The organism is Pseudomonas sp. KCJK9000 (genome assembly GCF_046230725.1).
Taxonomy (GTDB): Bacteria; Pseudomonadota; Gammaproteobacteria; order Pseudomonadales; family Pseudomonadaceae; genus Aquipseudomonas; species Aquipseudomonas promysalinigenes.
In genome coordinates, this window is record NZ_JBJJLN010000006.1 from 96,771 (window position 1) to 121,536 (window position 24,766).

At 61.3% G+C, this 24,766-nt stretch carries 21 protein-coding genes; 6 read left to right on the plus strand and 15 right to left on the minus strand.

The window, feature by feature from the left end; translation table 11 throughout:
- Positions 1 to 14: 14 nt before the first annotated feature.
- The gene (locus ACK59H_RS04715) at positions 15 to 479 is read right to left on the minus strand and encodes a hypothetical protein (protein ID WP_060478971.1); all 465 of its coding nucleotides are present in this window, start codon (positions 477 to 479) and stop codon (positions 15 to 17) included.
- Between the two features lie 213 nt (positions 480 to 692).
- Between ACK59H_RS04715 and ACK59H_RS04720 the strand changes: the two genes are divergently transcribed.
- Positions 693 to 1,142 carry a hypothetical protein gene (locus ACK59H_RS04720; protein ID WP_060478972.1) on the plus strand — a complete coding sequence of 150 codons (450 nt, stop codon included), beginning with the start codon at positions 693 to 695 and terminating at the stop codon, positions 1,140 to 1,142.
- Positions 1,143 to 1,200: 58 nt separating this feature from the next.
- Here ACK59H_RS04720 and ACK59H_RS04725 read toward each other — a convergent pair whose 3' ends face one another.
- The 13 genes from ACK59H_RS04725 to yaaA form a co-directional block, all read right to left on the minus strand.
- Entirely contained in the window at positions 1,201 to 2,655 is a 1,455-nt protein-coding gene (locus ACK59H_RS04725) for a mannose-1-phosphate guanylyltransferase/mannose-6-phosphate isomerase (RefSeq protein ID WP_060478973.1), read from the minus strand.
- Between the two features lie 35 nt (positions 2,656 to 2,690).
- Positions 2,691 to 3,338 (minus strand): alginate O-acetyltransferase AlgF, encoded by a 648-nt coding sequence (locus tag ACK59H_RS04730; protein WP_060478974.1) that lies wholly within the window; start codon positions 3,336 to 3,338, stop codon positions 2,691 to 2,693.
- A gap of 20 nt (positions 3,339 to 3,358) precedes the next feature.
- The gene (locus ACK59H_RS04735) at positions 3,359 to 4,516 is read right to left on the minus strand and encodes an alginate O-acetyltransferase (RefSeq protein ID WP_060478975.1); all 1,158 of its coding nucleotides are present in this window, start codon (positions 4,514 to 4,516) and stop codon (positions 3,359 to 3,361) included.
- 10 nt (positions 4,517 to 4,526) lie between these two features.
- Positions 4,527 to 5,987 (minus strand): MBOAT family protein, encoded by a 1,461-nt coding sequence (locus tag ACK59H_RS04740; RefSeq protein ID WP_060478976.1) that lies wholly within the window; start codon positions 5,985 to 5,987, stop codon positions 4,527 to 4,529.
- Positions 5,988 to 6,108: 121 nt separating this feature from the next.
- Positions 6,109 to 7,212: a mannuronate-specific alginate lyase gene (locus tag ACK59H_RS04745; protein WP_060478977.1), complete on the minus strand. Its 1,104-nt coding sequence runs from the start codon at positions 7,210 to 7,212 to the stop codon at positions 6,109 to 6,111.
- Positions 7,213 to 7,219: 7 nt separating this feature from the next.
- Positions 7,220 to 8,659 carry an alginate O-acetyltransferase gene (locus tag ACK59H_RS04750; protein WP_060478978.1) on the minus strand — a complete coding sequence of 480 codons (1,440 nt, stop codon included), beginning with the start codon at positions 8,657 to 8,659 and terminating at the stop codon, positions 7,220 to 7,222.
- Positions 8,660 to 8,672: 13 nt separating this feature from the next.
- A complete protein-coding gene (gene algG / locus ACK59H_RS04755; protein ID WP_060478979.1) occupies positions 8,673 to 10,232 on the minus strand; it encodes a mannuronan 5-epimerase AlgG in 1,560 nt (519 codons plus the stop codon).
- 16 nt (positions 10,233 to 10,248) lie between these two features.
- Entirely contained in the window at positions 10,249 to 11,727 is a 1,479-nt protein-coding gene (locus ACK59H_RS04760; RefSeq protein ID WP_409264277.1) for an alginate export family protein, read from the minus strand.
- Positions 11,724 to 13,160 carry an alginate biosynthesis TPR repeat lipoprotein AlgK gene (gene algK, locus ACK59H_RS04765; protein ID WP_060478981.1) on the minus strand — a complete coding sequence of 479 codons (1,437 nt, stop codon included), beginning with the start codon at positions 13,158 to 13,160 and terminating at the stop codon, positions 11,724 to 11,726. Before algK ends, ACK59H_RS04760 begins: the two co-directional genes overlap by 4 nt.
- 12 nt (positions 13,161 to 13,172) lie before the next feature.
- Positions 13,173 to 14,339 carry an alginate biosynthesis protein Alg44 gene (locus tag ACK59H_RS04770; protein WP_060478982.1) on the minus strand — a complete coding sequence of 389 codons (1,167 nt, stop codon included), beginning with the start codon at positions 14,337 to 14,339 and terminating at the stop codon, positions 13,173 to 13,175.
- 37 nt (positions 14,340 to 14,376) lie between these two features.
- Positions 14,377 to 15,858 (minus strand): glycosyltransferase family 2 protein, encoded by a 1,482-nt coding sequence (locus ACK59H_RS04775; protein WP_081016667.1) that lies wholly within the window; start codon positions 15,856 to 15,858, stop codon positions 14,377 to 14,379.
- Between the two features lie 72 nt (positions 15,859 to 15,930).
- Positions 15,931 to 17,247, minus strand: a complete 1,317-nt coding sequence (locus ACK59H_RS04780) for a nucleotide sugar dehydrogenase (protein WP_060478984.1) — start codon at positions 17,245 to 17,247, stop codon at positions 15,931 to 15,933.
- A gap of 943 nt (positions 17,248 to 18,190) precedes the next feature.
- Positions 18,191 to 18,970, minus strand: a complete 780-nt coding sequence (gene yaaA, locus ACK59H_RS04785; protein WP_186477463.1) for a peroxide stress protein YaaA — start codon at positions 18,968 to 18,970, stop codon at positions 18,191 to 18,193.
- A 137-nt stretch (positions 18,971 to 19,107) separates the two neighbouring features.
- Here yaaA and ACK59H_RS04790 point away from each other — a divergent pair, with 137 nt between their 5' ends.
- The 5 genes from ACK59H_RS04790 to moaE all read left to right on the plus strand — a co-directional run bounded on the left by ACK59H_RS04790 (position 19,108) and on the right by moaE (position 23,174).
- Complete coding sequence (locus tag ACK59H_RS04790; RefSeq protein ID WP_409264281.1) at positions 19,108 to 20,235, plus strand: polysaccharide deacetylase family protein; 1,128 nt, start codon at positions 19,108 to 19,110, stop codon at positions 20,233 to 20,235.
- A 283-nt stretch (positions 20,236 to 20,518) separates the two neighbouring features.
- The gene (locus ACK59H_RS04795) at positions 20,519 to 21,913 is read left to right on the plus strand and encodes a PhoH family protein (protein WP_060478987.1); all 1,395 of its coding nucleotides are present in this window, start codon (positions 20,519 to 20,521) and stop codon (positions 21,911 to 21,913) included.
- 96 nt (positions 21,914 to 22,009) lie between these two features.
- Positions 22,010 to 22,480 carry a cyclic pyranopterin monophosphate synthase MoaC gene (gene moaC, locus ACK59H_RS04800; RefSeq protein WP_409264278.1) on the plus strand — a complete coding sequence of 157 codons (471 nt, stop codon included), beginning with the start codon at positions 22,010 to 22,012 and terminating at the stop codon, positions 22,478 to 22,480.
- Complete coding sequence (locus ACK59H_RS04805; RefSeq protein WP_060478989.1) at positions 22,480 to 22,725, plus strand: MoaD/ThiS family protein; 246 nt, start codon at positions 22,480 to 22,482, stop codon at positions 22,723 to 22,725. The genes moaC and ACK59H_RS04805 overlap by 1 nt, the downstream gene beginning before the upstream one ends.
- 2 nt (positions 22,726 to 22,727) lie before the next feature.
- Complete coding sequence (moaE, locus tag ACK59H_RS04810) at positions 22,728 to 23,174, plus strand: molybdopterin synthase catalytic subunit MoaE (protein ID WP_409264279.1); 447 nt, start codon at positions 22,728 to 22,730, stop codon at positions 23,172 to 23,174.
- 104 nt (positions 23,175 to 23,278) lie between these two features.
- Here moaE and rhlB read toward each other — a convergent pair whose 3' ends face one another.
- Complete coding sequence (rhlB, locus tag ACK59H_RS04815) at positions 23,279 to 24,742, minus strand: ATP-dependent RNA helicase RhlB (protein ID WP_060478991.1); 1,464 nt, start codon at positions 24,740 to 24,742, stop codon at positions 23,279 to 23,281.
- Positions 24,743 to 24,766: the final 24 nt, after the last annotated feature.

Below are 24,766 nucleotides of genomic sequence, written 5' to 3' on the forward strand. Positions count from 1 at the left end.
GGGAGAGCCTTCGATTAATTGGCGAATGAGCCTTGCAGGTGTTCTGCGCGAAATTCCAGGGTTTGTGGCCGATACCCGCTGCGCAGCGGTGGCAAAGGCAGGCAGTCAGTCCACTCGGCGCCTGGCTGCAGCTCGCCTGGCCCGCGGTAGCGCGGTGCGTTGTAGCTAGCCTCTGCAAGGTTAACGGTGTCGCCCGGCGCATACGCGGCCACCCGCCAATGCAGTTCGGTCAGTGGCACCTGATTACCGTTTTTCATGTGTACCAGCAGGGCTCGGTCGGCAGGGCATTGTTGCGGCGCGTAGCTCAGGCGCAGGTCAAGGCGTGCCAGCTGCGCGGTTTCGCGATTGTCCTGCCAGGCCACCAGCAGTGCCACCAGCCCCAGCCCACAAACGGCCGCCAGGGAGATCGGCAGGGCCTTGGCGGGGTAGCGCAACAGCAGCACCAGCCAAGTGAGAACGAGCAGTGCGCCGATGATCATGGCCAAGAGGTCTCCTGATTGCCTTGAACACATGGTAGCGATAAAGCGAGTTGTTCTGGAAGCGCCGGCAGTTTAGCGGCTCAGAGTCGTCGAGTAGGGGGGCGAGCCTGGTATTTTTGCCAGTTGTGACGTTCGGGAGGCTGTCATAGTGTGATTTCGTCTGACATAGCCTGAAAGTTTTTTACGAACGTTAATCTTGTAGATGAGGAACTCATGATGGCTTCCAGCGAACAAGGGACCGGAATTAAACTTGAGCAGCAAATGAGCAAGTTTGGACTGAGTGCTGAAAAAAAACTTAATCTACCGGGGCGAGCAGAGGGCACGTTTAAACCGGCCATTCTTTCGAGAGACACGTTCACAACCAATGAAATTCGCGTCACGCAAAAGACATTCCCGCTGTTCGTGGTAGCTGTACAGAACTTTACGGATGATAAGGGCTTTCAGGGTGAATTGGGCGTGGCTTTTTATATAACCGGTACTGCCGAGGCACCTACAGCCGTAAACGCGTTCATTGTGAAGGGCTCTATGGCGCATATCGATACAAGCCCGAACGTTAAAGCAGCTGTGAAAAATGGCGTGCTCACACTGGATTTCGAATTCGAGACCTGGCTCCTTAACGTTCAACATAAAGCGGCGGGTACGTTGGAAGTCGATCTGTCCTAACTCGCACCTTGACCCGTTCAAAGCAAGCAGGCACCGCAACGGTGCCTGCTCGTGTTGGTTATTGGGCAATCGTCTTGACGGACACCCCCCGCTCGACGGGTGTCGATGTGCGTCCATACACGTCTTCGAAACGTTCGATGTCGTCCTCGCCCAGGTAGCTGCCCGATTGCACCTCAATGATCTCCAGAGGGATCTTGCCTGGGTTGCGCAGGCGGTGAACCGAGGCGATCGGAATGTAGGTCGACTGGTTTTCGGTGAGCAGGAACACATTCTCGTCACAGGTCACCTCGGCCGTGCCGGAGACCACGATCCAGTGCTCGGCACGGTGGTGGTGCATCTGCAGCGACAAGCTGGCGCCGGGCTTGACGGTGATGTGCTTGACCTGGAAGCGCCCGCCCATGTCCACCGAGTCGTACGAGCCCCAAGGGCGGTAGACTTCCAGGTGGTTCTGGGTTTCGCTACGGCCCTGCTCGTCGAGTGTCTTGACCATCTGCTTGACGCCCTGGACCTTGTCCTTGTGGGCGATCATCATCGCGTCCTTGGTCTCGACCACCACGATGTTCTCAAGGCCGATCACCGATACCAGCTTGCCGTTGCCATGGATCATGCAGTTGCGGCTGTCCTGCACCACCACGTCGCCTTTGGTGACGTTGCCGTCGGCGTCCTTGTCGTGCACCTCCCAAAGCGACGACCAGCAGCCCACATCGCTCCAGCCTGCCGACATCGGCACCACGCAGGCACGCTGGGTCTTCTCCATCACCGCGTAGTCGATCGAGTTGTCCGGGCAGCAGGCGAAGGTGGCCTCGTCGATGCTCAGCACATCGTCATCTTCGCTGCTGCGCTCAAGGGCCAGTACGCAGGTGTCATAAATGTCCGGGTCGTGTTTTTTCAGCTCTTCGAGGAAGCGGCTGGCGCGGAACAGGAACATGCCGCTGTTCCAGAAGTAGCCGCCCGCGGCGACGAACTCGGCAGCGCGCTTTTCATCGGGTTTTTCGACGAACTGGGCAACTCGGGCCACGCCTTCAGGCAGCAGCGCATCCTGGCTGGAGCGGATGTAGCCGTAGCCGGTTTCCGGCTTGGTCGCCGGCACCCCGAACAGCACCATCTCGCCGCGCTCGGCGGCCACGGTGGCCAAGGCCAAGGCGCGTTGCAGGGCCTTTTGGTCATCGATCACATGGTCGGCGGGCAGCACCAGCATCAGTTCGTCGCGGCCCTCGTTGACCAGTTTCATGGCTGCCAAAGCTACCGCTGGCGCAGTATTGCGGCCAAACGGCTCCATCAGGATGCCTTGGGTCTGCAGGTTCAGGGCAGCGAGCTGCTCCTGAACGATGAACTTGTGATCCTTGTTGCAGACCACGACCGGGCTGTCCATGCCCTCGAAGCGCAAGCGCTCGAGGGTTTGCTGGAACAGGGTGTTTTCCCCGGTCAGCGCCAGGAACTGTTTGGGGAACTGCTTGCGCGACAAAGGCCACAGACGCGAACCGCTACCACCAGAAAGAATTACCGGGATCATCGTGTTTCTCCAATAGTCGTTATGAGGCAGGGGGATCAGTTGCTAGCCACGGGGCGAGTTACCCACACCGGCGACAAGTTGCTGCCGGAACCCGTTACGTACAGCACGGCCGCTTCGCCACGCTCCAGGGCGACCGGTTTGAGGTCGCTGACTTTCTTGTTGCCCTCGAACAAGGCCAGGTTGACCTTGACCGGATTGATTTCCCGCTCGCCGCGGCCTTTGGTGGCCACCGATGGCACCACTTCGGTCTTGCCGTCGGCAGTTTTCAGGGTCAGGGCCTGGTCGCTGAGGTTCTGCACCCGCACCAAAGCCTTTTGCTTGTTCTTGAACGGCGGCTCTTCGATCAGCTGCGGGTTGCCGCTGCTGCTGTTGACCAGGGTGTAGTACTTGTCGGCGGCCAGTTGCACCGGCACGCTCTTACCGCCTACCTGGGCGGTGTAGTCGCCACCGGGCAGGAAGCTGAAGTCGCTGCTGGCCTGGGCGCCAACCTGCTTGATCTGGGTGTTGCCCACGCTGGCTGCAGCCGGTGCGCTGGCCGCGTTATACAAACGCACGAAGCTCGAACCCTTGGGCGCGCTTGGGCCATACAGCGCGGCGTCGGCTCCGGCGAACGCCTGCATGGACGCCAGGGAAAGGCCGGCCGCGAGGGTGAGGGCTTTGGCAATGGAAGTTTTGGTAGTCATGTGCATTTCCTCTCTATCGATCAGTGGTGCGTCCGGGTGGACGACATGGCCAGGTTTTCTTCGGATTTACGGTTGTGCTTGAGCTGCGCGACCCACTGCGGGTCGAAGCTGCTGAGGTCGCTGGTCATCGGCAGATAACGTTCGGGGAATTCCCACACCACAACCTGGGGCGGGGCGTTTTTGAAGGCATCGCTTTGCAGGTACTTGAGCATCGGCAGCAATGGGCCGTGGCCGTCTTCGGCGTAATTGGCGACATCGCTGTGCAGCGCCTGCTGCAAAGCGCCGAGGAAGTTCCAGTGCGCATTGGCGCTGTAGCTGGTGCCCACCAGGGCCACCGGGATCTGGGTATCGGCGAACAGCGCGTCGCCGCCGGCAGCATCAGCTTCGGCCGGGCGAGTGGTGAGTTGTTGCAGATTGTCCGGAGCCGGCAGCAGGTCGCTGAACAGTGGGTCCAGCGGCAGGAAGTTGGTCAGGTCGCCCTTGTAGGGAGCGGTGCTGCCAGCGTCGGTGATGAACGCCTGAGGCTCGCCGTCGAGTAGGCGCTGACGGCTGACCGCATCTGCCAGCGTCTGGGCCGCGACTTGCGCGCCCATCGGCGTCCAATGGGTGTCGGTACGCAAGAACACTTGGCCGCGAGCTTTGGCCTGCTCCAGTGCGGGCATCAGATCGGGGGCGAACACATTGGCCTGACGCGCCTGGGCATGGAAGCGGTTGTACAGCTGATCGTGCAGGCTGGCCGGTTGCTGTTTGCCGATGTATTCGGCATACACCCGCGCCTTGGCCGGGATGATCGCCAGCACCAAGTGGCTACCGTGCTTGCGCAGGGTGTCGCGCACGCCTTGGATCAATGCAAGGTTCTCCTGCATCTGCTGCTCGGCATTGGCAGTAGGCTTGAACTCTTCGTCAGTGAACAGCCACTGATCCCGGCCCAAGACCACACCAGGGCGGCCTTCGTTGAACAGTTTGAAGTCCAGGGCAGCCCAAAGGTTGGTGCCCAGGCGCTTGATGGGGAACTGCTCGTCGTAGTGGGTCTCCGCCGCCTTGGCCAGCTTGCCGTTGAGCAGGGTCATCTGCTGGGTACGGTGAAAGCCTTCAAAACCGCCTGTGGACCACACGCCCATGCCTACCAGCAGGCCAAGGAACGACAGGGAGTAAGTGATGCGTAATGTCCGGTTCATGGCATGCCCCTCAGAACTGGAAGTACAGGAACGGCGAGTAGCTCTGTGCCGAAAGCTTGAGGATCGAGGCTGCGAACAGCAGCAGGATCAGCGCGCGCGTCATCACCCGGGCCCAGTCCAGGCCGATCGAGCCATCGGCGTTGACCTGCGCCGGGCTGCGCATGGCTGCCGCTGGCGTGGCGTGGCGGTAGAAATCACGCAGGCCGAAGAACGCCAGGCTGAGGTAAGCGATCACCAGGGTCGCCACCTGCAGGCCGGTGAGCTGGGAGCGGTTGAGCTCTGACAGCTGCCACTGGCCGAAGCTGAACATGGCGCCATACATGCGGGCGGCGACGTCGAGGTTTTCGGCACGGAAGATCACCCAGCCGACCACCACCAGCAGGAAGGTGACGGCCCATTTCACCGGGTTGAAACGCTGTGGGTTGGTGTCGATACCCAGCGCCCGCTCGATCGCCAGCCACATGCCGTGCCAGGCACCCCAAACGATGTAGGTGAAGTTGGCACCGTGCCAAAGCCCACCGAGCAGCATGGTCAGGAACAGGTTGCGGTAGGTGTTGAAAGTGCCTTTGCGGTTGCCGCCCAGGGTGATGTACAGGTAATCGCGCAGCCAGGTGGACAGGCTGATGTGCCAGCGCCGCCAGAACTCGGTGATCGACTGGCTGATGTAGGGCTGTTTGAAGTTCTCCATGAAGCGAAAGCCCATCATCAGCCCCAGGCCGATGGCCATGTCGCTGTAGCCGCTGAAGTCGAAGTACAGCTGCGCGGTGTAGGCCAAGGCGCCAAGCCAGGCGTCACCGGTGGTGGGGTGCTGCAAGGCGAAACAGTGGTCGGCTACCACGGCCAAGGTATCGGCGATGAACACTTTCTTGATGAAGCCCTGCATGAAGCGGGTGCAGCCTTCGGAGAACTTGTCCAGGGTATGGGTACGGTTGTTGAACTGGTCTACCAAATCCTTGAAGCGCAGCACAGGGCCTGCGATCAGGTGGGGGAAGATCGCCACGAACGCCGCGAAGTCGATCAGGTTGCGTGTGGCCGGGGTGTCACCGCGATACACATCGATGATGTAGCTGATCGACTCGAAGATATAGAACGAAATGCCGATAGGCAGCAGCACGTGGGTGAGGATGAACGGCTGCATACCGAACGAGGTGATGATCGCGTTGAGGCTCTCGACACCGAAGTTGGCATATTTGAAGTAGCCGAGGATCGCCAGGTCTACACCCACGCCCAGCAGCAGCCAGCGCTGGGCTGGCTTGGTGCGCACGCCGCACGCACCCACGCGCAGGCCGATCCAGTAGTTCCACAGGGTTACGCCAGCGAACAGGGCAAGGAAGTCGACCCGCCACCAGGCATAGAAGATGTAGCTTGCGACCAGCAGCAGCAGGTTGCGATAGCGTTGCCCGCTCAAGTAGTACAGGCCGAGGAAGACCGGCAAGAACAGGAACAGGAACACGTTGGACGAGAAGACCATCCCGGTTCTCCTAGTTGTTCACAGCATCCGGGGCACAGCGCCCCCCAAACCCCCCACGCAAACGGTGAGGGATACCAAGCCACCCGAGGAGCGGGTGAACCCGCCCACACAGGGGATTACGTTACTTTTTCGATTCTGCGTTCGGGTCGTAGAGCCGGGTCACATCACCGCCCAGCCTGAAGCTGTTGAACGGTTGCATGCCGTGCTTGCGCTCGAGGGTGTCGCCCACGCAGTGGTAAAGCGCGCACCAGGGCTCGAGCCAGGAATATTTGTTGTCGACCTCCAGGTCCTTCATGTCTTGCTTCTCACCGGCACGGGCGGCAAACAGACGTGGATCGCGAGCACCGGCCAGCACGCCTTCGCCCAGGCGTTGCAAGGCAAAGTTGTTTTCGCGGCGCAGGTCCACACCATTGGCCTGGGCGAAGCTGGCAATCATCGCCAGCGGCGGCAAGGCGTAGTTGTGATAGGCCAAGGCACGTTGCCGGCGTTTGATTTCGTTGGGCAAAAAGCCCTGCTCGTCGACCTGATTGGCGCCAATTTTGAATTCCTTCACGGCCCAGTCGAACAGGTCGCGGCGGTCGGTAGCCACGGCCGTGGCCATCACCGACCAGGCAGCCCAGTAGCTGTGGTTGTTGATTTTCTCCAGCGGCAGGTTGCTCCAGTCGCGAACGGTTTGTTCGGCAAGGCGGGCAAACCACTTTTCGATCTGTTCGGCCTGGGCCTGGTGCGCGGCAAGCGGGCGTGCGTTGGAGAACTTAAGCCGCAGCCAGGACCCGCTCATGCTGCCCAGCGCCCATTTGCGCATGGATTTGCCGGTATGGTTGTAATCGGTGGACATGAGCGCGTCGGCGCGCGCCCAGGCGCCGAGCCAGGTCAGGGTGCAGTCCAGCTGTGCGGGGCGGCCGTCGCGCATGTATTGGCCAACCATCTTGCTCACGCCTTTTTCCAGCGTGGTGATGTCTTCGGTGGACTTGCGAAAGGCCTTTTCCGAAGCCAGGTTCAACGTTGCCCGGGCCTTGTCCGAGCCCTCGTATTTGCTGCGAAACTGCAGCGCACCGGTATACGGCTTGGGTGCCGGTTCACAACGGAAATTACCGTCGCCGGTCTTGGGCTTCTCGATCCCCTCGTAATAGCCCTGCGGGGGTACCAGCGCGGCATGCGCGGCGCCGCCGCACAGGGCCAGGGCGAGCAGGGCAGGACGGAACAACTGCTTTAAATGGGTCATGGGCGCCTCACTGGCCGGCCTGCGCGGTCTGCGCGGGCCCGGCAAAGTTGTTGCGTTTGCAGAGTTTGGCCTGGACTTTCTGGGTGCCGCTTTGCGGCCCTTGGACTTCGAAGGCCAGCAGGCTCTGGTTGGCCCAGTCCTCGTCTTCGCGCATCTGGAAGACGAAACGGCCATCGGTGTCGGAGGTTTCCGGCTTCTCCAGCTTGATGTCCTCGTGACGGCCATTGAGATACCACAGGGTGGCCTGCAGCACCTTCACCGATGGGTCGTCGAACTTCACATCCATCTGCAGGTTGCGGTTGACCAGGTTCTTGATCACGCCGCCCTTGCCGTTGACCATCAGCTCATTCTTGCCGGGCTTGAGGGTGGTGCTGGCGCTCATCAGCGCTGGGCGGTCGTCGCAGCCGTCGTCGAGCAGGGCGAGGATCTGCCGCCAGATGGTTTCCTGGTCCAGGCGGTACAGCGGCGAGAATTCCCAGATAAGGATTTTTGGTGGGTTTTTCTGGAACTCTTCGCTGCCCAGGTACTGGATCATCGAGCCTTCCAAACCGCCACCGGGGAAGGCGACGTTGAGCACGTCGGCGCCGATGTATTGTTCGAGGAAGCCGGCGAAGTTGTAGTTCTTGCCGCTGTGGCTAGTGCCTACGAGGGTGATCTGGGCATTGCCGCCATCGCCGAACAGGTCGTCGCCGCCGCTGGAGCCTTTCGGCTCGGTGGCGAACTGGTCCATGTACTGCACCGCATAGCTGGTGCCGCACAGTTGGCCGGCGACATTGTGCAAGGTGCCGGTCTTGCCCATGCGCCCGGATTTGTGAGTTTCGAATTCCTTGCGTGGTATGCCTTCGAAGGCCGGCATCTGGTGCACCGTGTCGGCCACGATCTTGGCCGCGCGCTGGGCACCGTAGGGTGTCCAGTGCTGGTCACCGCGGAAGTAGAAATCCTTGCCCTGGTCGGCGGCGGCGAGCTGCTCGTTGGTCAGTGGCGACAGGTCTGGCACGTTGTAGCCCATGCTGGCGAAGCGCTTGAGCATCGCCTGGTAGTTGCCCAGCGCCTTCTGGTAATCAAAGGCGGCTTTCTCTTTGGGGTTGAGCATGTTGCGGTTCACCAGGCCCCGGGTCGGCTGGTAGACCACCACCAACTCAACGCCACGCTTCTTGAACGCGTCGTGCACCTGCTGCAAGCGTTTGTAGCCGGCCGGCGTGGTGTTGAACTCGGTACGCAGGTCTTCACGGGTACGGAACAACCAGTCGCCCTGCGCCTGCACCAGCGTGGTGAAGTTCTGCTGATAGCGGGTGGTGTAGCGGCTGGCGTCGTGTGCCTCGGGGCACAATTGGCAGCACGGCTCGGCGGTGAAGGTCGGGGCCTTTATCTGGTCGGCGCGGACGCCCTGGCTAACGGCCAAAAGCGCAGCGGACAGGCCCAGCAGTTTCATCAGGTGTGGAGTCATGGTCTGGGCTTCCTTAATCGATCATTTCGCTCTGGCGCTCGACCGGGTCGATCAGCACGGCCTTCTGCTGGCGCACCAGCAGGTCGAGGATTTCGTCCTGACGCTCGCCAAGCACGCCGTTGAGGCTGATCCCGCTAGCCTTGCGCGGGGCGAGCATGGACACCTTGTACAGCTCGACCGACAGCGGTGAGTCGATCGACAGCGGGCCGGAGCCATTGGCCGCCAGCTCGCCCCCGACCACGATCAGCGACACCTTGGTGTCGAAGGGGTCCAGGGCGATGTCGCGGTCGGTATCGGACAGGTCCTTGATGTGCCCGTACACGCCGACCAGCCCGTTGGCCATGGCGATGTTGTCGTACAGGCGAATGTTCACGCTGTTGCGCACCCGGATGCCGTGGCGACGGTTATTGATCAGCTTGTTGCCCCAGATCAGGTTGTCGCCGCTTTCGTACAGGGTGATGCCATCGGTGTGGTTGCGATAGATCTCGTTGTAGGCCACCAGGTTGTTGATGCTGTTACGGTCGATCACCACGCCCGAGAGCTTGTTGTCGTAGCTCTTGTTATTGATGATCCAGCTGTCGTTGACCTCACGGGAAATGATGATCCCGTGCTTTTTCTTGGTGCCGTACACGGTGTTGCCGGCAATGATCAGGCGGTGCGAACGGTCGTGCGGGTCGATGCCATAGACGATGTTGTCGCGGTAGGTGTTGTCCTTGACCACGAAGTCCTGGGTTTCGTAGCAGTAGAAGCCATACCACATGTCGCTGAAGGTCGAGCCGATGATCCAGCCGGTAGGCTCGGCGCGGCCCATGCGCTTGGACATGTTGGGGGTGTATTGCGAAATGCTCACACCGTACGACTTGGATTTGGAATAGCCAAAGCTGGCCATCTGGGTGTTGACGATGTAGGTCTCGGTGCCCCCCCACGAGAGCAGGAACGGGCGGAATTCCTTGGGCGAGCGGAAGGTCGCCGGGCCGTTGTCCTTCTCGCGCCAGCCGGTCACCTGGGTGTCGGTGACGAACAGCTTGCCATCGTTGATCACAAACGCGCCGCCCTCCTGGGACAGGCGCAGTTGCTTGACCTTACGGTCGATCTCGAGGATGCCCTTATGCCCGACCACGATCGGCAGGCGCGCCAGGTACACGCCAGGTTCTACCTCGCGCAGGTACTGCTTGGGTACCTGCTTGCTCAGCTCCACCAGGTCGACATGGCCGTCATCGACGAAGATCGCTTGAGGAATCCCGTGCTGGCGCTGCACCCACTCGGCGGCTTTGTTGTCGCCGCCGATGAATTCCTTGAGGGTGTCCTCCTGGAACATGCGGCGCACGCTGACTTTGCCCTTGTGGCTGCGGTCGATTTTCTTCTGCACGGCTTGGGCGGTGTAGCCACTGAGGTCGGGCAGTTTTGGCGGGTCCATCTGCAGCGGCTCGATCGGTGCGCTGGCCACGGTATAAGTCTTGGCCTGCTGCAGGCCCTTGGCGAGCGTCTGTGGTTCTGCGGCGAAAGCCAGGCCACTGGTCAGCAGCAGGGCGCTGGCCAGAAGGCTGTGACGCAAGTGCGGGTGAAGGTTCATCAGGTTTCTCCCGGCTTCAGAAGCGCCAGATCACGTCGACGAAGGCGCGGTGCATGTACGAGTCCGCTTCCTTGCCGTAGGCGTCGCCCGGCTTGAACACACCAGCGCGCAGGCGCACCAGGGCAGAGGGCTCGTCGATTGCCTGGCTCATCGAAGCCGGCAGCAGGCCTTGCTTGAAGTATTTGGTGACGACCAGGTCCATTTCCTGGCCGAGGTCTTTTTCGCCATCGACCAGCTGGCGATTCACGCCGTTGTCGTTGACCACTGCATTGATGCCGCTGGAGCCGATGTTCTGGTTGCCGTCGACCCGCCAGAACTTGTGGTAGATCAGGCTGGCGTCGTAGTCATCGCGCAGCTGCCAGGAGGCGAACAGCGTGGCGGCCTGCAGGTTGCCCAGCTCGCCACGGAACGCTTCACCGAAGCGGTGCACCCGCGAGCGGGTGCCGGTGTAGTTGGAGCGGTTACTTTCAAGTCCGGTCTGCTCGAAGTTGCCCGAGCCATCGTCGCCACCGCCGCCGCTGCCACGGGCATAGGCGGCGCCAACCTGCCATTGCGGGTCCAGGCGCAGACGGATGCCCAAGTCGGTGGCCCACGCGTTGACGTTGCCGCTCTGCTTGCCGGTCGCGACGGTCTGGTCAGCGACAGTCTGGCTGCTGAGGGTGTCACGGTCGCCGGTCAGCCACGTGACGCTGCCCCAGTAGTTGACGGTGTGCTGGTTGCGCCAGTTGTAGGCGTCGCTGTTGGCCTCGAGGCCCAGCCAGGTCAGGTCGCCGGTGCGAGTCTTGTCCAGCGCATCGACGGTTTCGCCGGGGTTTTTCAGGCTGCCACTGTCGTGGGTGTGATGCGCGCGCAGGCCGACCCAGTGACCCGGTGTCCACTGTGCGGCGACGTTGCCGTAAAGGTGGGTACGGTCCTTGTCTTGCGGGGCCAACTCGGTAAGGTCGGTACGGTACTCGCTAAAGCGCTGAGCCACGCCCAGGTCAGCCTTGAGCAGGGTGGTATCGAAGGTCCAGTTCAGCGCTTCGATGTTGGTGTCGCGCCACATGCCATCGTCGCTGCGCAGGCGCTGGCGGCCCAGGAGCAGTTGCTCCCCTGGGTAGGCCGTAAGCCCGCTGTAGCCAACCCAGAACTCGCGCATGGCCAGGTAGCTCTTGTCCTGCTTGCGCCCGTCGGCGGCGGTGTCGGTGGTGGTACCGTCGTCGTTCTGGCGCAACGTGTCGGTTTCGATGGTGTCGGTGGCGGTGACCGCCTGGCCCATGGCGAAGGCGCTCCAGTTACCGCGCTCGCCGTACACCCAAGGGCGCAAGTCCAGGCCCAGGCCGTTGACGTCGCCACCTGAGCGAGTGCCAAGGTCACGGTCGTCTTCGGATTGGCCGGTGATTTTCACGTCCAGGCCGAAGTTCTTGTCAGCGGTCATTTCCGCCAGGGTCGGGCAGGACCACAGCAAAGCGAAGCTCAGGCCGATGCCGGCTTTCACGAAAGGGTTGAGCGTCATAGCGAGTCCTCACCGTCTACTTCTTTGTCGTCGTCCTGCAGGGCTTCGAGTGCCAGGGTGCTGTTGGCACCCTGCGCCATGCTGCCGCGGGCTTGCTGTTCCTGGGCCAGCACGCGCTGGGCCTGGCTGCGCTGCTCGGGCGTGAGCTGTTGGTCGAGCTGTTGCAGCAGTTCGCTGGACTGCGGCGTCGGGTTGGCCTGGGCCAATTGCGCGAATACCCAAGCGTTGTCTGGTTGCGGGCGAATGCCATGGCCTTCGCTGAACAGTTGGGCGAGCGCATAGTCGGCGCTGTTCTGGCCGCCACGGGCCGCGGCGAGCAGGTTATCGACGGCCTTTTGCGGCTCGACGCTGCCCAGATAGCCGCGGCGGTACAGTTGGCCAAGGTAGTAATGGGCGCTGATTTCCCCTGCGTCGGCGGCAGCTTTGAGGTGCTGCTCGGCTTTTGGCGCGTCCGCAGGCAGGCTTTTGCCTTCGTAGTACAGGCGGCCCAGCAGCAGTTCGGCGCGGGGCTGCTCGGCTTCTCGGCCTTTGTCGATGTAAGCCACCAGCTGGTCGGTATCGCCCAGTTCGGGGAAGTCGTACAGCAGCTGCGCCAGGCTGACCCAGGACGCTGGGTTGGCTGGGGCGACCTGTTCGAGCAGGTCTTTGGCGGTTTTCTCGTCGGTCTGGCCAAGGCTGCGGTCAGCCAGCACGCGGGCGACACTGTCGACCCGGCTGGCCGGTACGGCGCCACGGGCGTACGCAGACTTGAGCTGGCTGATCAACGCAGCCTGCTGATCGGCCTGGGCACGCTTCTGATAGACCGTGGCCAATTCCACATAGCAGATGTCGGTGGCGCTGAGCGCTGCCTTGCAGATGCGCTCGACTTCGGTCAGGTGCTGCTCGTAGGTGCCCTGGGTACGGTACAGCAGTACTTGGGCAAGGCCCGCTTCCGGGTTGCCGGCGGCGCGCCACTGGTCGATCTGCTGTTGGGCGTTGACCTTCGGGAAGCTTTGCGGGTAACTCAGGTACAACATTGCCAGCGGGATCAGGGTATTACCCTGACCTTGCTCGGCGGCGAGCATGAGCTGCGTTTCTGCTTCTTCACGTTCGCTTTGGGTGCTGTTTGGCTTGGCCACCAGCAGGCGGCCCAGGCGTGCTTGAGCTCGCGGCGAAGTGGCAGCGGCAGCACGGTACGTCGCCTCGGCTTCCTGAATCTTGGCCGGGTCGCGCGTGGCGACCTTGATATCGGCAAGGCCCACCTGCGCGTCGCTGTAGCCAAGGTCTGCCAGGGCCTTGTAATTGCGTTCGGCAAGCGCCGTGTCACCGCGCTTGAGGGCTTCGTTGGCCAGGCGCTGGTCGGGCAGGCCGGCACAGCCGGCCAAACTGACCGCGGCGGCCAGGGCGCAAAGCCCAAGCCAGGGGCCACGGTGCTCGAGGAGTCTGCTGGTCATCGGCGTTCCCTCTTAGAGGCCGTGGGCCGAGGCTTTGTCGATCAGCCCGTTCAGCGATGGACCGCGGTCAGCGTTGACCGAGGCCGGGCGGCCGGCCAGTTCAGCCGGCATGGCGCTGTCGGGTTTGATCTGTACACGGATGTCGGAGGCCAGGTCGTCGCTGTTGAGGCTGGCGCTGCTGACGATCTGGCCGGTGCGCACTTCGTCTTCGCCGGCGACCTGGAAGTTGACTCGGGTGCCTGGCTTGACCTCGTCGAACTGGCGATAGCTGAAGCGCGCTTCGACCATCGGCTGGGTGGTGCGCGGTATCAGTTGGAAGATCGGCTGGCCCTTGGCGGCGTACTGGCCGTCGTCCACCAGTTGGCGGGCGACGACGCAATCGCATGGGCTGGTGAGCGTGCCGGAGAGCTGCTTGCCAAACAGTTCCTCGATTTTTGCAGGCTCCAGCTGCGAGTCGTCCAGGCTCCCTTTGAGCATGTCCAACATGCTGGTGGTGAAGCTGGCCAGCGGCGCACCCTTGGCGATTTGCCCGCCGATTTCGGCCAGGCTGTTGACGGTACCGTCACGCGGCATGGTTACGGTAGAAGTTGGGACGGCGACCACCCCGGCTTCGGCATGGCTGACGAAGTACATGCCGTAAAGCGATTTGGCGACGAAGCCGAAAGCGGCCACGCCTACCACGAACACCCCCAGGGTCACGGTCACGGCCTTGAGGCGGCCGAAGGCCGACAGGCCTGAGCCACTGTCTTTTTGCTTGCGTGCCTTGGTGAAGTTGTCGCGCTGCAGGGTGCTCAGCACATCGCCTGCGGTGATCAGCTCACCGGAAAGGTGACTGGTGATGATATGGCGCAGCGTCGCGATATCGCGAGGTTCGAGGTTCTGGAACTGCGCGCCGGTGCGGCCGGTGGCGTTGTCATAAGCGCGCACCTGGAACTCGATGTCCATCGACAGGCCCAGGTTGTCTACCGTGAACTGCAGGCGACCGCGCAGCACTTCACCGACCGACAGCGGCTGCTTGCTGTGGAAACTCAGGCCGCCGGCAGACAGGTCATCGACCTTCACATCCTGAGCCTGGCGGTCTTTGTCCAGAAAGCGCAACTTGGCCGGGATGCGCACCCGGGCGTGTTGGCGCTGGGCTTCGGACTCATGCACGACGTTGACGTTCACGGCGGTATTCATCTTGGTTTGTTCCTGTTAATTCCGATCCGGGTTGGGCTCACACGACCATGAACAGCACAGCAACGAAAATGCTGGCAGCCGAGAAGGTCATGGTCCGCGAGGACCAGGTGTTGAACCATTGTTGAAAACTGGCGAGGTCACGCTTGAGGGCAGTCGGTTGGCGGGTCCAGGACTGCTTGTCGAGGCGGAAGAACACGTAGATTTTCATCAACGCGCCGACGATCTGGTTGTAATAGAGAATCAGCGGGTAGGCCGGGCCCACGTTGTGCCCAGAGCACAGCAACATGATGGTGAGGATCAGACGAGTGATGCCGATCCACAGCAGGTAGACCAGCAGGTACGCCATGCCGAATTTGAGGCTGGCGATCACCGCCACGGTCAGGCCGAGCAGGCTGGTCCACATCGACACCCGCTGGTCGAACAGCACGATGCTGGTGAACAGCCCCAGGCGGCGCAGACCAAGGCCCAGCGCCCGGGAGTTCTGCCGCAGGTTGTTGCCATACCAGCGGTACATCAGCTTGCGGCTGGCCTTGAGGAAGCTCTTTTCCGGCGGGTGCTCGACCGTGTTGATCGCCGCATCTGGCACGTAGAAGGTGTCGTAGCCAAGGCGCATCAGGCTGAACCAGCTGGACTTGTCGTCACCGGTGAGGAACTTGAAGCGGCCCAGGCGCCAGTGCATCAGCGAGTCGCTTTCGACGTCGGCGATGAACTCGGGGTTGGTCACCACGCTGGCGCGGAACATCGACATGCGCCCGGTCATGGTCAGCACGCGCTTGGACAGGGCCATGGAGCACATGTTGATGTGGCGTTGGGCAAAGCGCAGCTTGTGCCATTCGCTCATGATGTAGCCGCCGCGCACCTCGCAGAACTCGTTGGTGGTCAGGCCGCCGACGTTGGGGTACAGCTTGAACCACGGCACGGTCTTGCGAACTACGCCTTCGCCGAGCACGGTGTCACCGTCGATGACTGCCACTACGGCGTTCTCGTCGGGCAACATCCGCGAAATCGCCCGAAAACCATAAGCCAGGCCATCGCGCTTGCCGGTGCCAGCGATGCGCACGATATCCAGGGTGACATGGGAAGGGGGGTTGTATTTGGCCCACAGGCTCTTGACCAAAAGCTCATCGGACATCTCCACCAGCGAGCACACCACGGTGGTGGGGTAGCCGCATTCGATGGCTTCGCGAATCACCGAGCTGTACACCTGAGCGGTGGTCAGTGCCTCGATACGAAAGCTGGTGACCATCAGGTAGACGTGCGATGGCGCAGCGGCATCGCCCATCTTCTGCACCTTGCGGCGCAGGTAGGGGTACACGCCGTACAGGAAGATCATGCCGCGGATGAAGTGAGTGGCGCCCATGGAATAGCGCCAGATGCCGACTGCGCCGACCAGGAAGATGAAGTGCTTGGACTGCGAGTCGAAGATTTCGGCTGGCAGGGCCAGGGCGATCAGCATGAGCAGGCTCATGTAGAGCAGCCACCCGGCGCACTGCAACAGCACTGTCTGGAGCCTTTGCATGTTCAGCATCCGTGGAAAATTCGGGAAAGGTGGGCAGCGGTGGTGGGGAGGCCACCGCTGCCCGATCAGGCATTACCAGCAAATGCCTTCGGTACGGCTGGTGGAGCAGCTGGGCTTGCTCATGAAGCCGACCAGGTCGATCACCTGCTTGCCGGCCGGCGCTTGCTCGGCCAGGGCACGGAACTGCTCGTCACGGTTGCCCAGGACGATGATGTCGGCGTTGTCGATGACCTTCTGGAAGTCGGCGTTGAGCAACGACGACACGTGCGGGATCTTCGACTCGATGTACTCTTTGTTCGCCCCATGCACGCGGGCGTACTCGACGTTCTCGTCGTAGATGTCCAACTGGTAGCCTTTGCCGATCAGGCGCTCGGCCAGCTCTACCAGCGGGCTTTCCCGCAGGTCGTCGGTGCCGGCCTTGAAGCTCAGGCCCAGCAGGGCAACCCTGCGCTTGTCGTGGGCTTCGATGATTTCGAAGGCGTTCTGGACCTGCGACTCATTGCTGCGCATCAGCGAGTCCAGCAGAGGTGCCCGTACATCGAGGGAGGCGGCGCGGTAGGTGAGGGCGCGCACGTCCTTGGGCAGGCACGAGCCCCCGAAGGCAAAGCCTGGGCGCATGTAGTACTGGGACAGGTTCAGCACTTTGTCCTGGCAGACCACTTCCATCACGTCACGGCCATCGACGCCGACGGCTTTGGCGATGTTGCCGATTTCGTTGGCGAAAGTGACCTTGGTGGCGTGCCACACGTTGCAGGTGTACTTGATCATCTCGGCCACTTCGATCGGCTTGCGGATGACCGGGGCATCGAGTTCTTCGTACAGTGCCTGCAGCACGTCGCCGCTGGCGGTGTCCAATTCACCGATGACGGTCATCGGCGGGTGGTCGTAGTCCTTGATCGCGGTGCTTTCACGCAGGAACTCCGGGTTCACTGCTACGCCGAAATCCACGCCCGCTTTCTTGCCCGAGCAATCTTCCAGAATCGGAATCACCACATTCTTCACGGTGCCCGGCAGCACGGTGCTGCGCACTACGATGGTGTGGCGGCGCTGGCTGTCACGCAGTACGTAGCCGATTTCGCGGCACACCGACTCGATGTACTCAAGGCCCAGGTCGCCGTTCTTCTTGCTTGGCGTACCTACGCAAATCATCGAAACGTCGCTGGCGCGAATGGCCTCGGCGAAATCGGTGGTGCCGCGCAGTCGGCCATTGGCGATGCCTTGTTGCAGTAGTGCTTCCAGGCCAGGTTCGACGATGGGCGACTTGCCCTGGTTGATCAGGTCGATCTTGGTCTTGGACACATCCACACCAATCACGTCATGGCCCCGCGCCGTCAGGCAACCTGCACAGACTGCACCCACATAACCCAAACCAAAGATGCTGATACGCATCGCTATCACCTCATGTGTTTATCACGCCAGCTCCTTGAAGAGCCGGACTGGGTTGATTAACAACAGTTTTCGGGCGCACGGTTACATGGCGAAATGCACACTTCGCCGAGCGCAGGCATGAATAAATCCGTGATGCACAATATCGTGCACTAAAAGTTGGCAGTTATTCGCCGGTTATCTAAAGGCGTGCCCTGAAATGCAGCCGTCTTTTCTGCAAGGCGCAACTAGACGCTTTGCTGTGCTTGTTCTTTCAAATGGAAAAACCTATTGAAATCAACCACTAGGACGATTCTGTGGGCGCGTCATTCCTCTATTGAGGCGGGTTCTGAAAAGACCCGCTGCACCTTTTGAAGTTAATCAGGCAGAAAGAAGAGTCCTGCCGGTTGTCATCTGTAAGTCATTTCTCACAACCTGAGGCCATGAAATTCGTTACGGCACTATGAGCGGTCACTTGCGACAGAAGTTCCTGGGTGGCTTCGGAACGCATGAAAGATTTCTAAATAATTTTTCAATGATAAATACTTTCAATTTGATAGCACACAGCAGTTTTACCCCCAGCCATAAAGGGGCAAACTGCGCGAGGATATTGTTCTGCTATCACCAGAAATTTTTTTTCAAAATTCGTCAAAAAAGGTACGAACGGTCTCAAGCCAACTAACGGCCGGGGGTATGGAGACTAATTTTTGACGTCTTAATTTTGGCATGATGGCACTGTGCACAATTGTGCCAAAGGGGTGGCGAGGCGCACCTGCTGTACGAGAGCGCGATGACCTGTGCCGACGCCGACCAGCCGGCTATCGAACGCAACCGGCTGATGCGTCCGATGCACCGCGCAAAGTACCTTTGGTGCCTGGTTCGATGGGGTTGCAGGGCATCGAGGTGAACGGGCTGCAGGGTGGGTGTGTAATGCGCGCGCCGAGCCGCCAAGCGGCTCCAGCGTCAATCACTCAGCCGAATGATCACGCAAGAACACCAGATGATCCGCTTTGGATTGCTCGGCGCTGTAATAGTAACCCTGCACATCGAAGCGCTTGAGTTGCTCAGGGTCGTTGACCTGCTCCTGAATCACGAAGCGGCTCATCATGCCGCGGGCTTTCTTGGCGTAGAAGCTGATGATCTTGTATTGGCCGTTCTTCAGGTCCTTGAAATCGACGTTGATCACCCGAGCCTTCAGCGCGCTGCGTTTGACCGCATTGAAATACTCGTTGCTGGCAAGGTTCAACAGCAGGTCGTCGCCTTGTTCGGCCAGGGCCTGGTTCAGCCACTCGCTGATGCGCGTACCCCAGAAGGCATACAGGTCCTTGCCGCGGGCGTTGGCCAGCTTGGTGCCCATTTCCAGGCGGTAGGGTTGCATGAGGTCGAGCGGGCGCAGCAGGCCGTAGAGGCCCGAGAGCATGCGCAGGTGCTGTTGGGCATAGCTGAAGTCGTCTTCACCAAGGGTTTCGGCATCGAGGCCCGTGTAGACGTCACCCTTGAACGCCAGCAACGCCTGCTTGGCATTGGCCGGGGTGAAGTCTGGGGTCCAGCTGCCGAAGCGGGCAGCATTCAGGCCTGCAAGCTTGTCGGACAGGTGCATCAGCTCGCTGATCTGCGCTGGCGATAACTCCCGCAGTTGCTCGATCAGTACCTGGGAATCGTCCAGGTATTGCGGCAAGGTGAACCGCTGAGTCACTGGGGGGGTGTCATAGTCGAGGGTCTTGGCGGGGGAAATCACCGTCAGCATCGGTTCGGCTCCTGAAGTCGATTCGGTGAATTCTACGGGCCGCGGCCAGTAACGCCAAACTATGGCGACAATAGTCACAGACCATCGCCGAAGCAGGCGCTATAGTGCGCGTTTTGGCCATCATGGAGAGACCGATCGTGCGCATTGCCGGGGCCTTGCTGGCCACCCTGTTGAGCCTGGCGGCCCAGGCCGCACCCATACCCCCGGCCAGCCTGGACCGCAGTCTGTGGCCCGAACAACTGGACAGCCCGGCGTTGTTCGACGTCGCCTCTCGGGCAGAGATCCTGTCGTTTGCCCGTGTGTTGCATGAAAGCGAGCTGCTCGATGACGCTGCGCTGGCGGCGCGCCTTGGCTTACGCCAGATCAATCTGCAGAAAATTCGCGCCGTGCGCGCGCAAATGTGGCAGCGCTTGTGGTTGGGTTATCAACAGGCGCAGCTGAGCTGCGAACAGGATGCTTCTTTCTGCTATCTGCTCGAATCCATGGCCGATTTGCGCACCACGGCTGCTACATTTGCCACAGACGTCGGCAAGTTCTACACCGGCTGGATCGAACCCAGTTATCAGTTCCACGCCCGCTATCTGGATGAGCAACTGCGCAAGGCCGCCTTGCTGGGGCAGACCAGCAGCGAGGTCGAACGGCTGTCCAGCCGTGAGCGCAATGGTGATGAGCTCAACGACCGCATGTTCCTATTGACCTTCGTCGGTGGCCCGGCGCCTGTCGGCGGAAGTACCGATGCGCTCACCCGCTACCTGCGCAAGCAGAAACTGCAAGCTACGTTCTTTGTGCTGGGCACTCGCTTGCAGCAGCGCCGCGATGCGGGCCCGGCCAATGCGCTTGGCCAGCTATACGCCGGCCAGTGCGTCGGGATACAGGGTTGGGAATACCGCTCTCATGCCCAGTGGCAGGGCTGGCAGGACTCGATCAGGCGGGCTCAGGCCCAGGTTCAGGCTGACCTGCCCGCTCAGTACGTGCCGCTGTTCCGCCCGCCCTACGGCCAGCGTCGTGCTGACGGCGAAGCGTTCATGGCTAGCCAGCAATTGCAGGTATCGTTGTGGGATATCGATGCCCAGGATGATGGGCCGCTGTCTGCCGAGGCGTCGGCCCAGCGTGTGGTGACCTTGATGCTGCTATGGCGTAAAGGTGTGATCCAGCTGCATGACACCCTACCCAAGGCACAGCCAGCGCTGGAGTGGTTGCTGCGCAGCACGGCCCAGAGCGGTATCGGCTGGGAGGGTTGTCACGACTACGCGCAGGGCAAATAGCCGGTATGACTTCTGACTGTAGTCGCGTATCGCCTCGCCGCCAAGCCCTGATCGTCAATCGGAAAAATAAACTTCAAAAACACGTAAAAATGCTTTTTAGAGTCATCGCTTTTGCGGTATGAAGAAACCAGACAGCCGATCCCTGCAGCACAGGTGGCGTCATCCAGGCCCACTTTGCCAGGTACGCTTCCCGCCCGTAGCAACGCGGATACGGGAAGAACGGCGGTCACTCTGCGGCGTGTCACAGCACGCGCCGTGTGGCTTCGACATAAGGTGACCGAGTATGGATGACCAAGGACGCACCACTTCCTCCAGCAAGCCAATCCTGTATGTGCTCGATACCAACGTCCTGATTCACGACCCCAACGCATTACTCAACTTCGAGGAGCACCACGTCGCCATTCCCATGACGGTGCTGGAGGAACTCGACAAGCTCAAGACCGGCAAACAGAGCATCGCGGCAGAGTGTCGCCAAGCCATCCGCCTGATCGACCAGACACTGGGGGATGCCTCGCCCAGCGTCGTCGAGCAGGGCGTACCGATTCAGCGCGGCAAGAGCGGGCCAAAGGGTTACCTGTCGATCTTGATGAGCCCGCGCAACGAGCCCAGCAAGTTACTGTCCGAACACCTCAACGACAACATCATCATCAACACCCTGCTGGAAGTCCGTAGCCGGCGCACCGACCTGGACGTGGTGCTGGTCACCAAAGACATCAACATGCGTCTGAAGGCGCGAGCCTGCGGGATCGCGGCCGAGGACTACAGCACCGACCAGCTGGTCGATGACGTGTCCTTGCTCTCCAAGGGCTACCATTCGGTCACGGGCTCGTTCTGGGACCGTGTAAGCAAGGTCGATACCCGCCAGGAGCGCGGCCGTACCTGGCATCGGGTGCAGATGATCGAACACCTGCCGGCGGTGCACGTCAACGAGTTCATCATCGATGAGCAAGGGTTCGTCGGCTGGGTCAAAGGCATACGCAACGACGAACTGCTGTTGCTCGACCTTCATCAGGAGCCATTGCTGCACCAAGAAGCCTGGGGCCTCAAACCGCGAGATATCCACCAGAGCCTGGCGCTGTTCGCCTTGCTCGACCCGGATATCCACCTGGTCAACCTGACCGGTGCGGCGGGCTCGGGCAAGACCATCCTGGCGCTGGCTGCGGCCATCGAGCAGACCATGGTCAGCAAGCGTTACCGACGCATCATCGCCACCCGCAGCGTGCAGGGGCTTGACCAGGAGATCGGCTTCTTGCCGGGTACCGAGGCGGAGAAAATGGAGCCCTGGCTGGGCGCCATCACCGACAACCTCGAAGCGTTGCACATGGACGATGAGAGCACTCACGGCAGCGTCGAATACATCCTCGAACGCGTGCCGCTGCAGTTCAAGTCGCTGAACTACATCCGCGGGCGCAGTTTCCAGCAGAGCCTGATCCTGATCGACGAATGCCAGAACCTCACGCCGCACCAGATGAAAACCATCATCACCCGCGCCGGCTCCGGTTCCAAGGTGGTGTGCCTGGGTAACCTGGCGCAGATCGACACGCCGTACCTTTCTGCGACCAGCTCCGGCCTGACTTACCTGACCGAGCGCTTCAAGGACTTCCCCCATGGCGTGCACATCACCCTGCAAGGTGTGCCGCGCTCGGTGCTGGCCGAGTACGCCGAGTCGCATCTGTAACCCACATGGCCGGGCGGCCCCCCGCCCGGCATATTTGCGCTGCGCAATCCTGACCCACGGGTTTACACTCTCTGTTCCCTTCACAGGAGCTGAGCAGTGCTGACTCATCTTGATTCCCAGGGGCGCGCCAATATGGTCGACGTCACTGAAAAGGCGGTAACCGAACGCGAGGCGGTGGCCGAGGCGGGGGTGCGCATGTTGCCGCAGACTTTGCAGATGATCGTCGACGGCGAGCATCCCAAAGGTGATGTGTTCGCCGTGGCGCGCATCGCCGGTATTCAGGCGGCGAAGAAGACCAGTGATTTGATCCCGTTGTGCCATCCGTTGATGCTGACCAGCGTCAAAGTCGAGCTGAACGCCGAAGGCCCAGATGCAGTGCGCATTGTGGCCCGCTGCAAGCTGGCGGGCCAAACCGGTGTCGAGATGGAGGCACTGACCGCCGCCAGCGTCGCTGCACTGACCCTTTACGACATGTGCAAGGCCGTGGACAAAGGTATGGTCATCGAGCAGGTGCGCCTGCTGGAGAAGGTCGGTGGCAAGAGCGGGCACTACAAGGTGGAGGCATGATGAGGGTCAAAGTGATGTATTTCGCCCGCTACCGCGAATTGCTGGGCATCGATGCAGAGCGCCTGGAAGGAGAGTTCAGCGTGCTCGATGACGTGCGCCAGGCGCTAGTGGCCAAGGGCGGACAATACGCTGTGCTGGCCGAGCAGAACCTCATGTGTGCGCGCAACGAAGAGCTGTGCCGGCTCGACGAGCCCCTGGCCGAGGGTGATGACGTGGCGTTCTTCCCGCCGGTGACCGGAGGCTGAACATGGCAGTGCGAGTACAGCAGGGGGCGTTCGACCCCGGAGCCGAAGTCAATGCCATGCAGGCGGCCAATGTCGGGGTTGGCGCGGTAGTGGGTTTCGTCGGTTATGTGCGTGACTTCAACGATGGCCGCGAAGTGGCGGGAATGTTCCTGGAGCATTACCCGGGCATGACCGAAAAGGCCCTGGCCAAGATCGTGGTCGAGGCTGAACAGCGCTGGCCGTTGCTGAAGGTCGAGGTCTTGCACCGTATCGGTGTGCTTGAGCCAGGTGAGCCGATCGTGTTCGTCGGCGTGGCCAGCGCCCACCGGCAGGCGGCGTTCGATGCCTGCAACTTCATCATGGATTACCTCAAGACCCGCGCGCCGTTCTGGAAGAAGGAAAATACCCAGGAAGGGCCGCGCTGGGTGGAAGGCAAACAGATCGACCAGGATGCGGCGGGGCGTTGGTAAATCAATGATTGATGACCAGGGCTTAGCCCCGGTTCGCAGGTAAACCCACAGGGATTGGGCGGCCCCTGTGGGAGCGGGTTTACCCGCGAAGCATCCAGCACGAATCAGTGGTGTTTGCGCGGCACCGGCTTGAGCAGCTCATCCGGCGGCATCTCGCACTTGATCTTGCGCCCCAGCAGCGTTTCGATCGCTGGCAACTGGTAGGAGTCATCCTCACCGGCAAAGCTGATCGACACGCCGCTGGTACCCGCACGGCCGGTGCGGCCGATGCGGTGCACGTAATCGTCCGGGTCTTCCGGCAGAGTGAAGTTGATCACGTGGCTGATGCCATCGATGTGAATCCCGCGCCCGGCCACGTCGGTGGCCACCAGCACGGTGATGCGCCCTTCGCGGAAGTTCTCGAGCGTGCGAATGCGTTTGTGCTGCGGCACGTCGCCCGACAACTGCGCGGCATTGATGCCATCGCGCACGAGCTTTTCCTCGATGCGGCGCACCTCGTCCTTGCGGTTGGCGAACACCATCACCCGCTCCCACTTGTTCTGGGTGACCAGGTTGTACAGCAGCTTGTACTTGTCGCTGCCGGCGACTGCATAGACGTGCTGCTCGACCGTTTCGCTGGCGACGTTCTCAGGCTCGATCTCGACGATCGCCGGGTTGGTCGTCCATTGCTTGGCCAGGTTCATCACATCGTCGGTGAAAGTGGCCGAGAACAGCAGGGTCTGGCGTTCGCTCTTGGGTGGGGTCTGGCGAATGATCTGCCTTACCTGGGGGATGAAGCCCATGTCGAGCATGCGGTCGGCTTCGTCCAGTACCATCACCTCGACCATGTCCAGGTGCACTTCGCCGCGCTGGTTGAAGTCCAGCAAGCGGCCCGGTGTGGCCACCAGGATATCGCAGTGGCGGGCCTCCAGAGCCTTGAGCTGTTTGTCGAAGTCCATGCCGCCGACGAAGCTCATCACGTTCAGGCCGGTGTACTTGGTCAAGGCGATGGCGTCCTTGGCGATCTGCACTACCAGCTCGCGGGTCGGCGCAATGATCAGCGCTCGCGGCTCGCCCATGTAGCGCTCTTTGGGCGGCGGCGTCTGCTGCAGCTGGGAAATGATCGAAATCAGGAATGCAGCCGTCTTGCCAGTGCCTGTCTGGGCACGGCCGATGGCATCCTGGCCACGCAGGGTGTAACCCAGCACCTGCGCCTGAATCGGCGTGCAGTAAGGGAAGCCAAGGTCATGGATAGCGTGCATCAGCTCGTTGGACAGCTTGAAGTCGTGAAAACGCGTCTTGCCCTCCTGCGGTTCGACCACGAAGTCTTCCGGTTTCCACAGGCTTGCCTGGGGCTTGGGTTTGCGTTCGCGACGTGGCTTGTCCTTGGCCGGATTGGCGGCTGGTGCTGCAGCATCAGTGAACGTTTCGGCCTTGGCCGGGCGCTTGGCGCGGGGCTCGGCCGCCTTGGGCTCGGGCCGGGACTGGGCTGAGGGGGCGGGGGCCGCTGGCGTCACCTGGGCAGCTGAAGCGGCGGCCTCAGGCGCGGCATCGGCTTTGCCGAATATTTTCTTGAGTGCCTTGAGCACGGTCGTCTCATCAACTGGTTAAGG

What these genes read in the sequence shown, in the direction of transcription:
- ACK59H_RS04715 (WP_060478971.1), bottom strand. Translation starts at nt 479, where the DNA reads ATGATCATCGGCGCACTGCTCGTTCTCACTTGGCTGGTGCTGCTGTTG.
- ACK59H_RS04720 (WP_060478972.1), top strand. Translation starts at nt 693, where the DNA reads ATGATGGCTTCCAGCGAACAAGGGACCGGAATTAAACTTGAGCAGCAA.
- ACK59H_RS04725 (WP_060478973.1), bottom strand. Translation starts at nt 2,655, where the DNA reads ATGATCCCGGTAATTCTTTCTGGTGGTAGCGGTTCGCGTCTGTGGCCT.
- ACK59H_RS04730 (WP_060478974.1), bottom strand. Translation starts at nt 3,338, where the DNA reads ATGACTACCAAAACTTCCATTGCCAAAGCCCTCACCCTCGCGGCCGGC.
- ACK59H_RS04735 (WP_060478975.1), bottom strand. Translation starts at nt 4,516, where the DNA reads ATGAACCGGACATTACGCATCACTTACTCCCTGTCGTTCCTTGGCCTG.
- ACK59H_RS04740 (WP_060478976.1), bottom strand. Translation starts at nt 5,987, where the DNA reads ATGGTCTTCTCGTCCAACGTGTTCCTGTTCCTGTTCTTGCCGGTCTTC.
- ACK59H_RS04745 (WP_060478977.1), bottom strand. Translation starts at nt 7,212, where the DNA reads ATGACCCATTTAAAGCAGTTGTTCCGTCCTGCCCTGCTCGCCCTGGCC.
- ACK59H_RS04750 (WP_060478978.1), bottom strand. Translation starts at nt 8,659, where the DNA reads ATGACTCCACACCTGATGAAACTGCTGGGCCTGTCCGCTGCGCTTTTG.
- algG (WP_060478979.1), bottom strand. Translation starts at nt 10,232, where the DNA reads ATGAACCTTCACCCGCACTTGCGTCACAGCCTTCTGGCCAGCGCCCTG.
- ACK59H_RS04760 (WP_409264277.1), bottom strand. Translation starts at nt 11,727, where the DNA reads ATGACGCTCAACCCTTTCGTGAAAGCCGGCATCGGCCTGAGCTTCGCT.
- algK (WP_060478981.1), bottom strand. Translation starts at nt 13,160, where the DNA reads ATGACCAGCAGACTCCTCGAGCACCGTGGCCCCTGGCTTGGGCTTTGC.
- ACK59H_RS04770 (WP_060478982.1), bottom strand. Translation starts at nt 14,339, where the DNA reads ATGAATACCGCCGTGAACGTCAACGTCGTGCATGAGTCCGAAGCCCAG.
- ACK59H_RS04775 (WP_081016667.1), bottom strand. Translation starts at nt 15,858, where the DNA reads ATGCAAAGGCTCCAGACAGTGCTGTTGCAGTGCGCCGGGTGGCTGCTC.
- ACK59H_RS04780 (WP_060478984.1), bottom strand. Translation starts at nt 17,247, where the DNA reads ATGCGTATCAGCATCTTTGGTTTGGGTTATGTGGGTGCAGTCTGTGCA.
- yaaA (WP_186477463.1), bottom strand. Translation starts at nt 18,970, where the DNA reads ATGCTGACGGTGATTTCCCCCGCCAAGACCCTCGACTATGACACCCCC.
- ACK59H_RS04795 (WP_060478987.1), top strand. Translation starts at nt 20,519, where the DNA reads ATGGATGACCAAGGACGCACCACTTCCTCCAGCAAGCCAATCCTGTAT.
- ACK59H_RS04805 (WP_060478989.1), top strand. Translation starts at nt 22,480, where the DNA reads ATGAGGGTCAAAGTGATGTATTTCGCCCGCTACCGCGAATTGCTGGGC.
- moaE (WP_409264279.1), top strand. Translation starts at nt 22,728, where the DNA reads ATGGCAGTGCGAGTACAGCAGGGGGCGTTCGACCCCGGAGCCGAAGTC.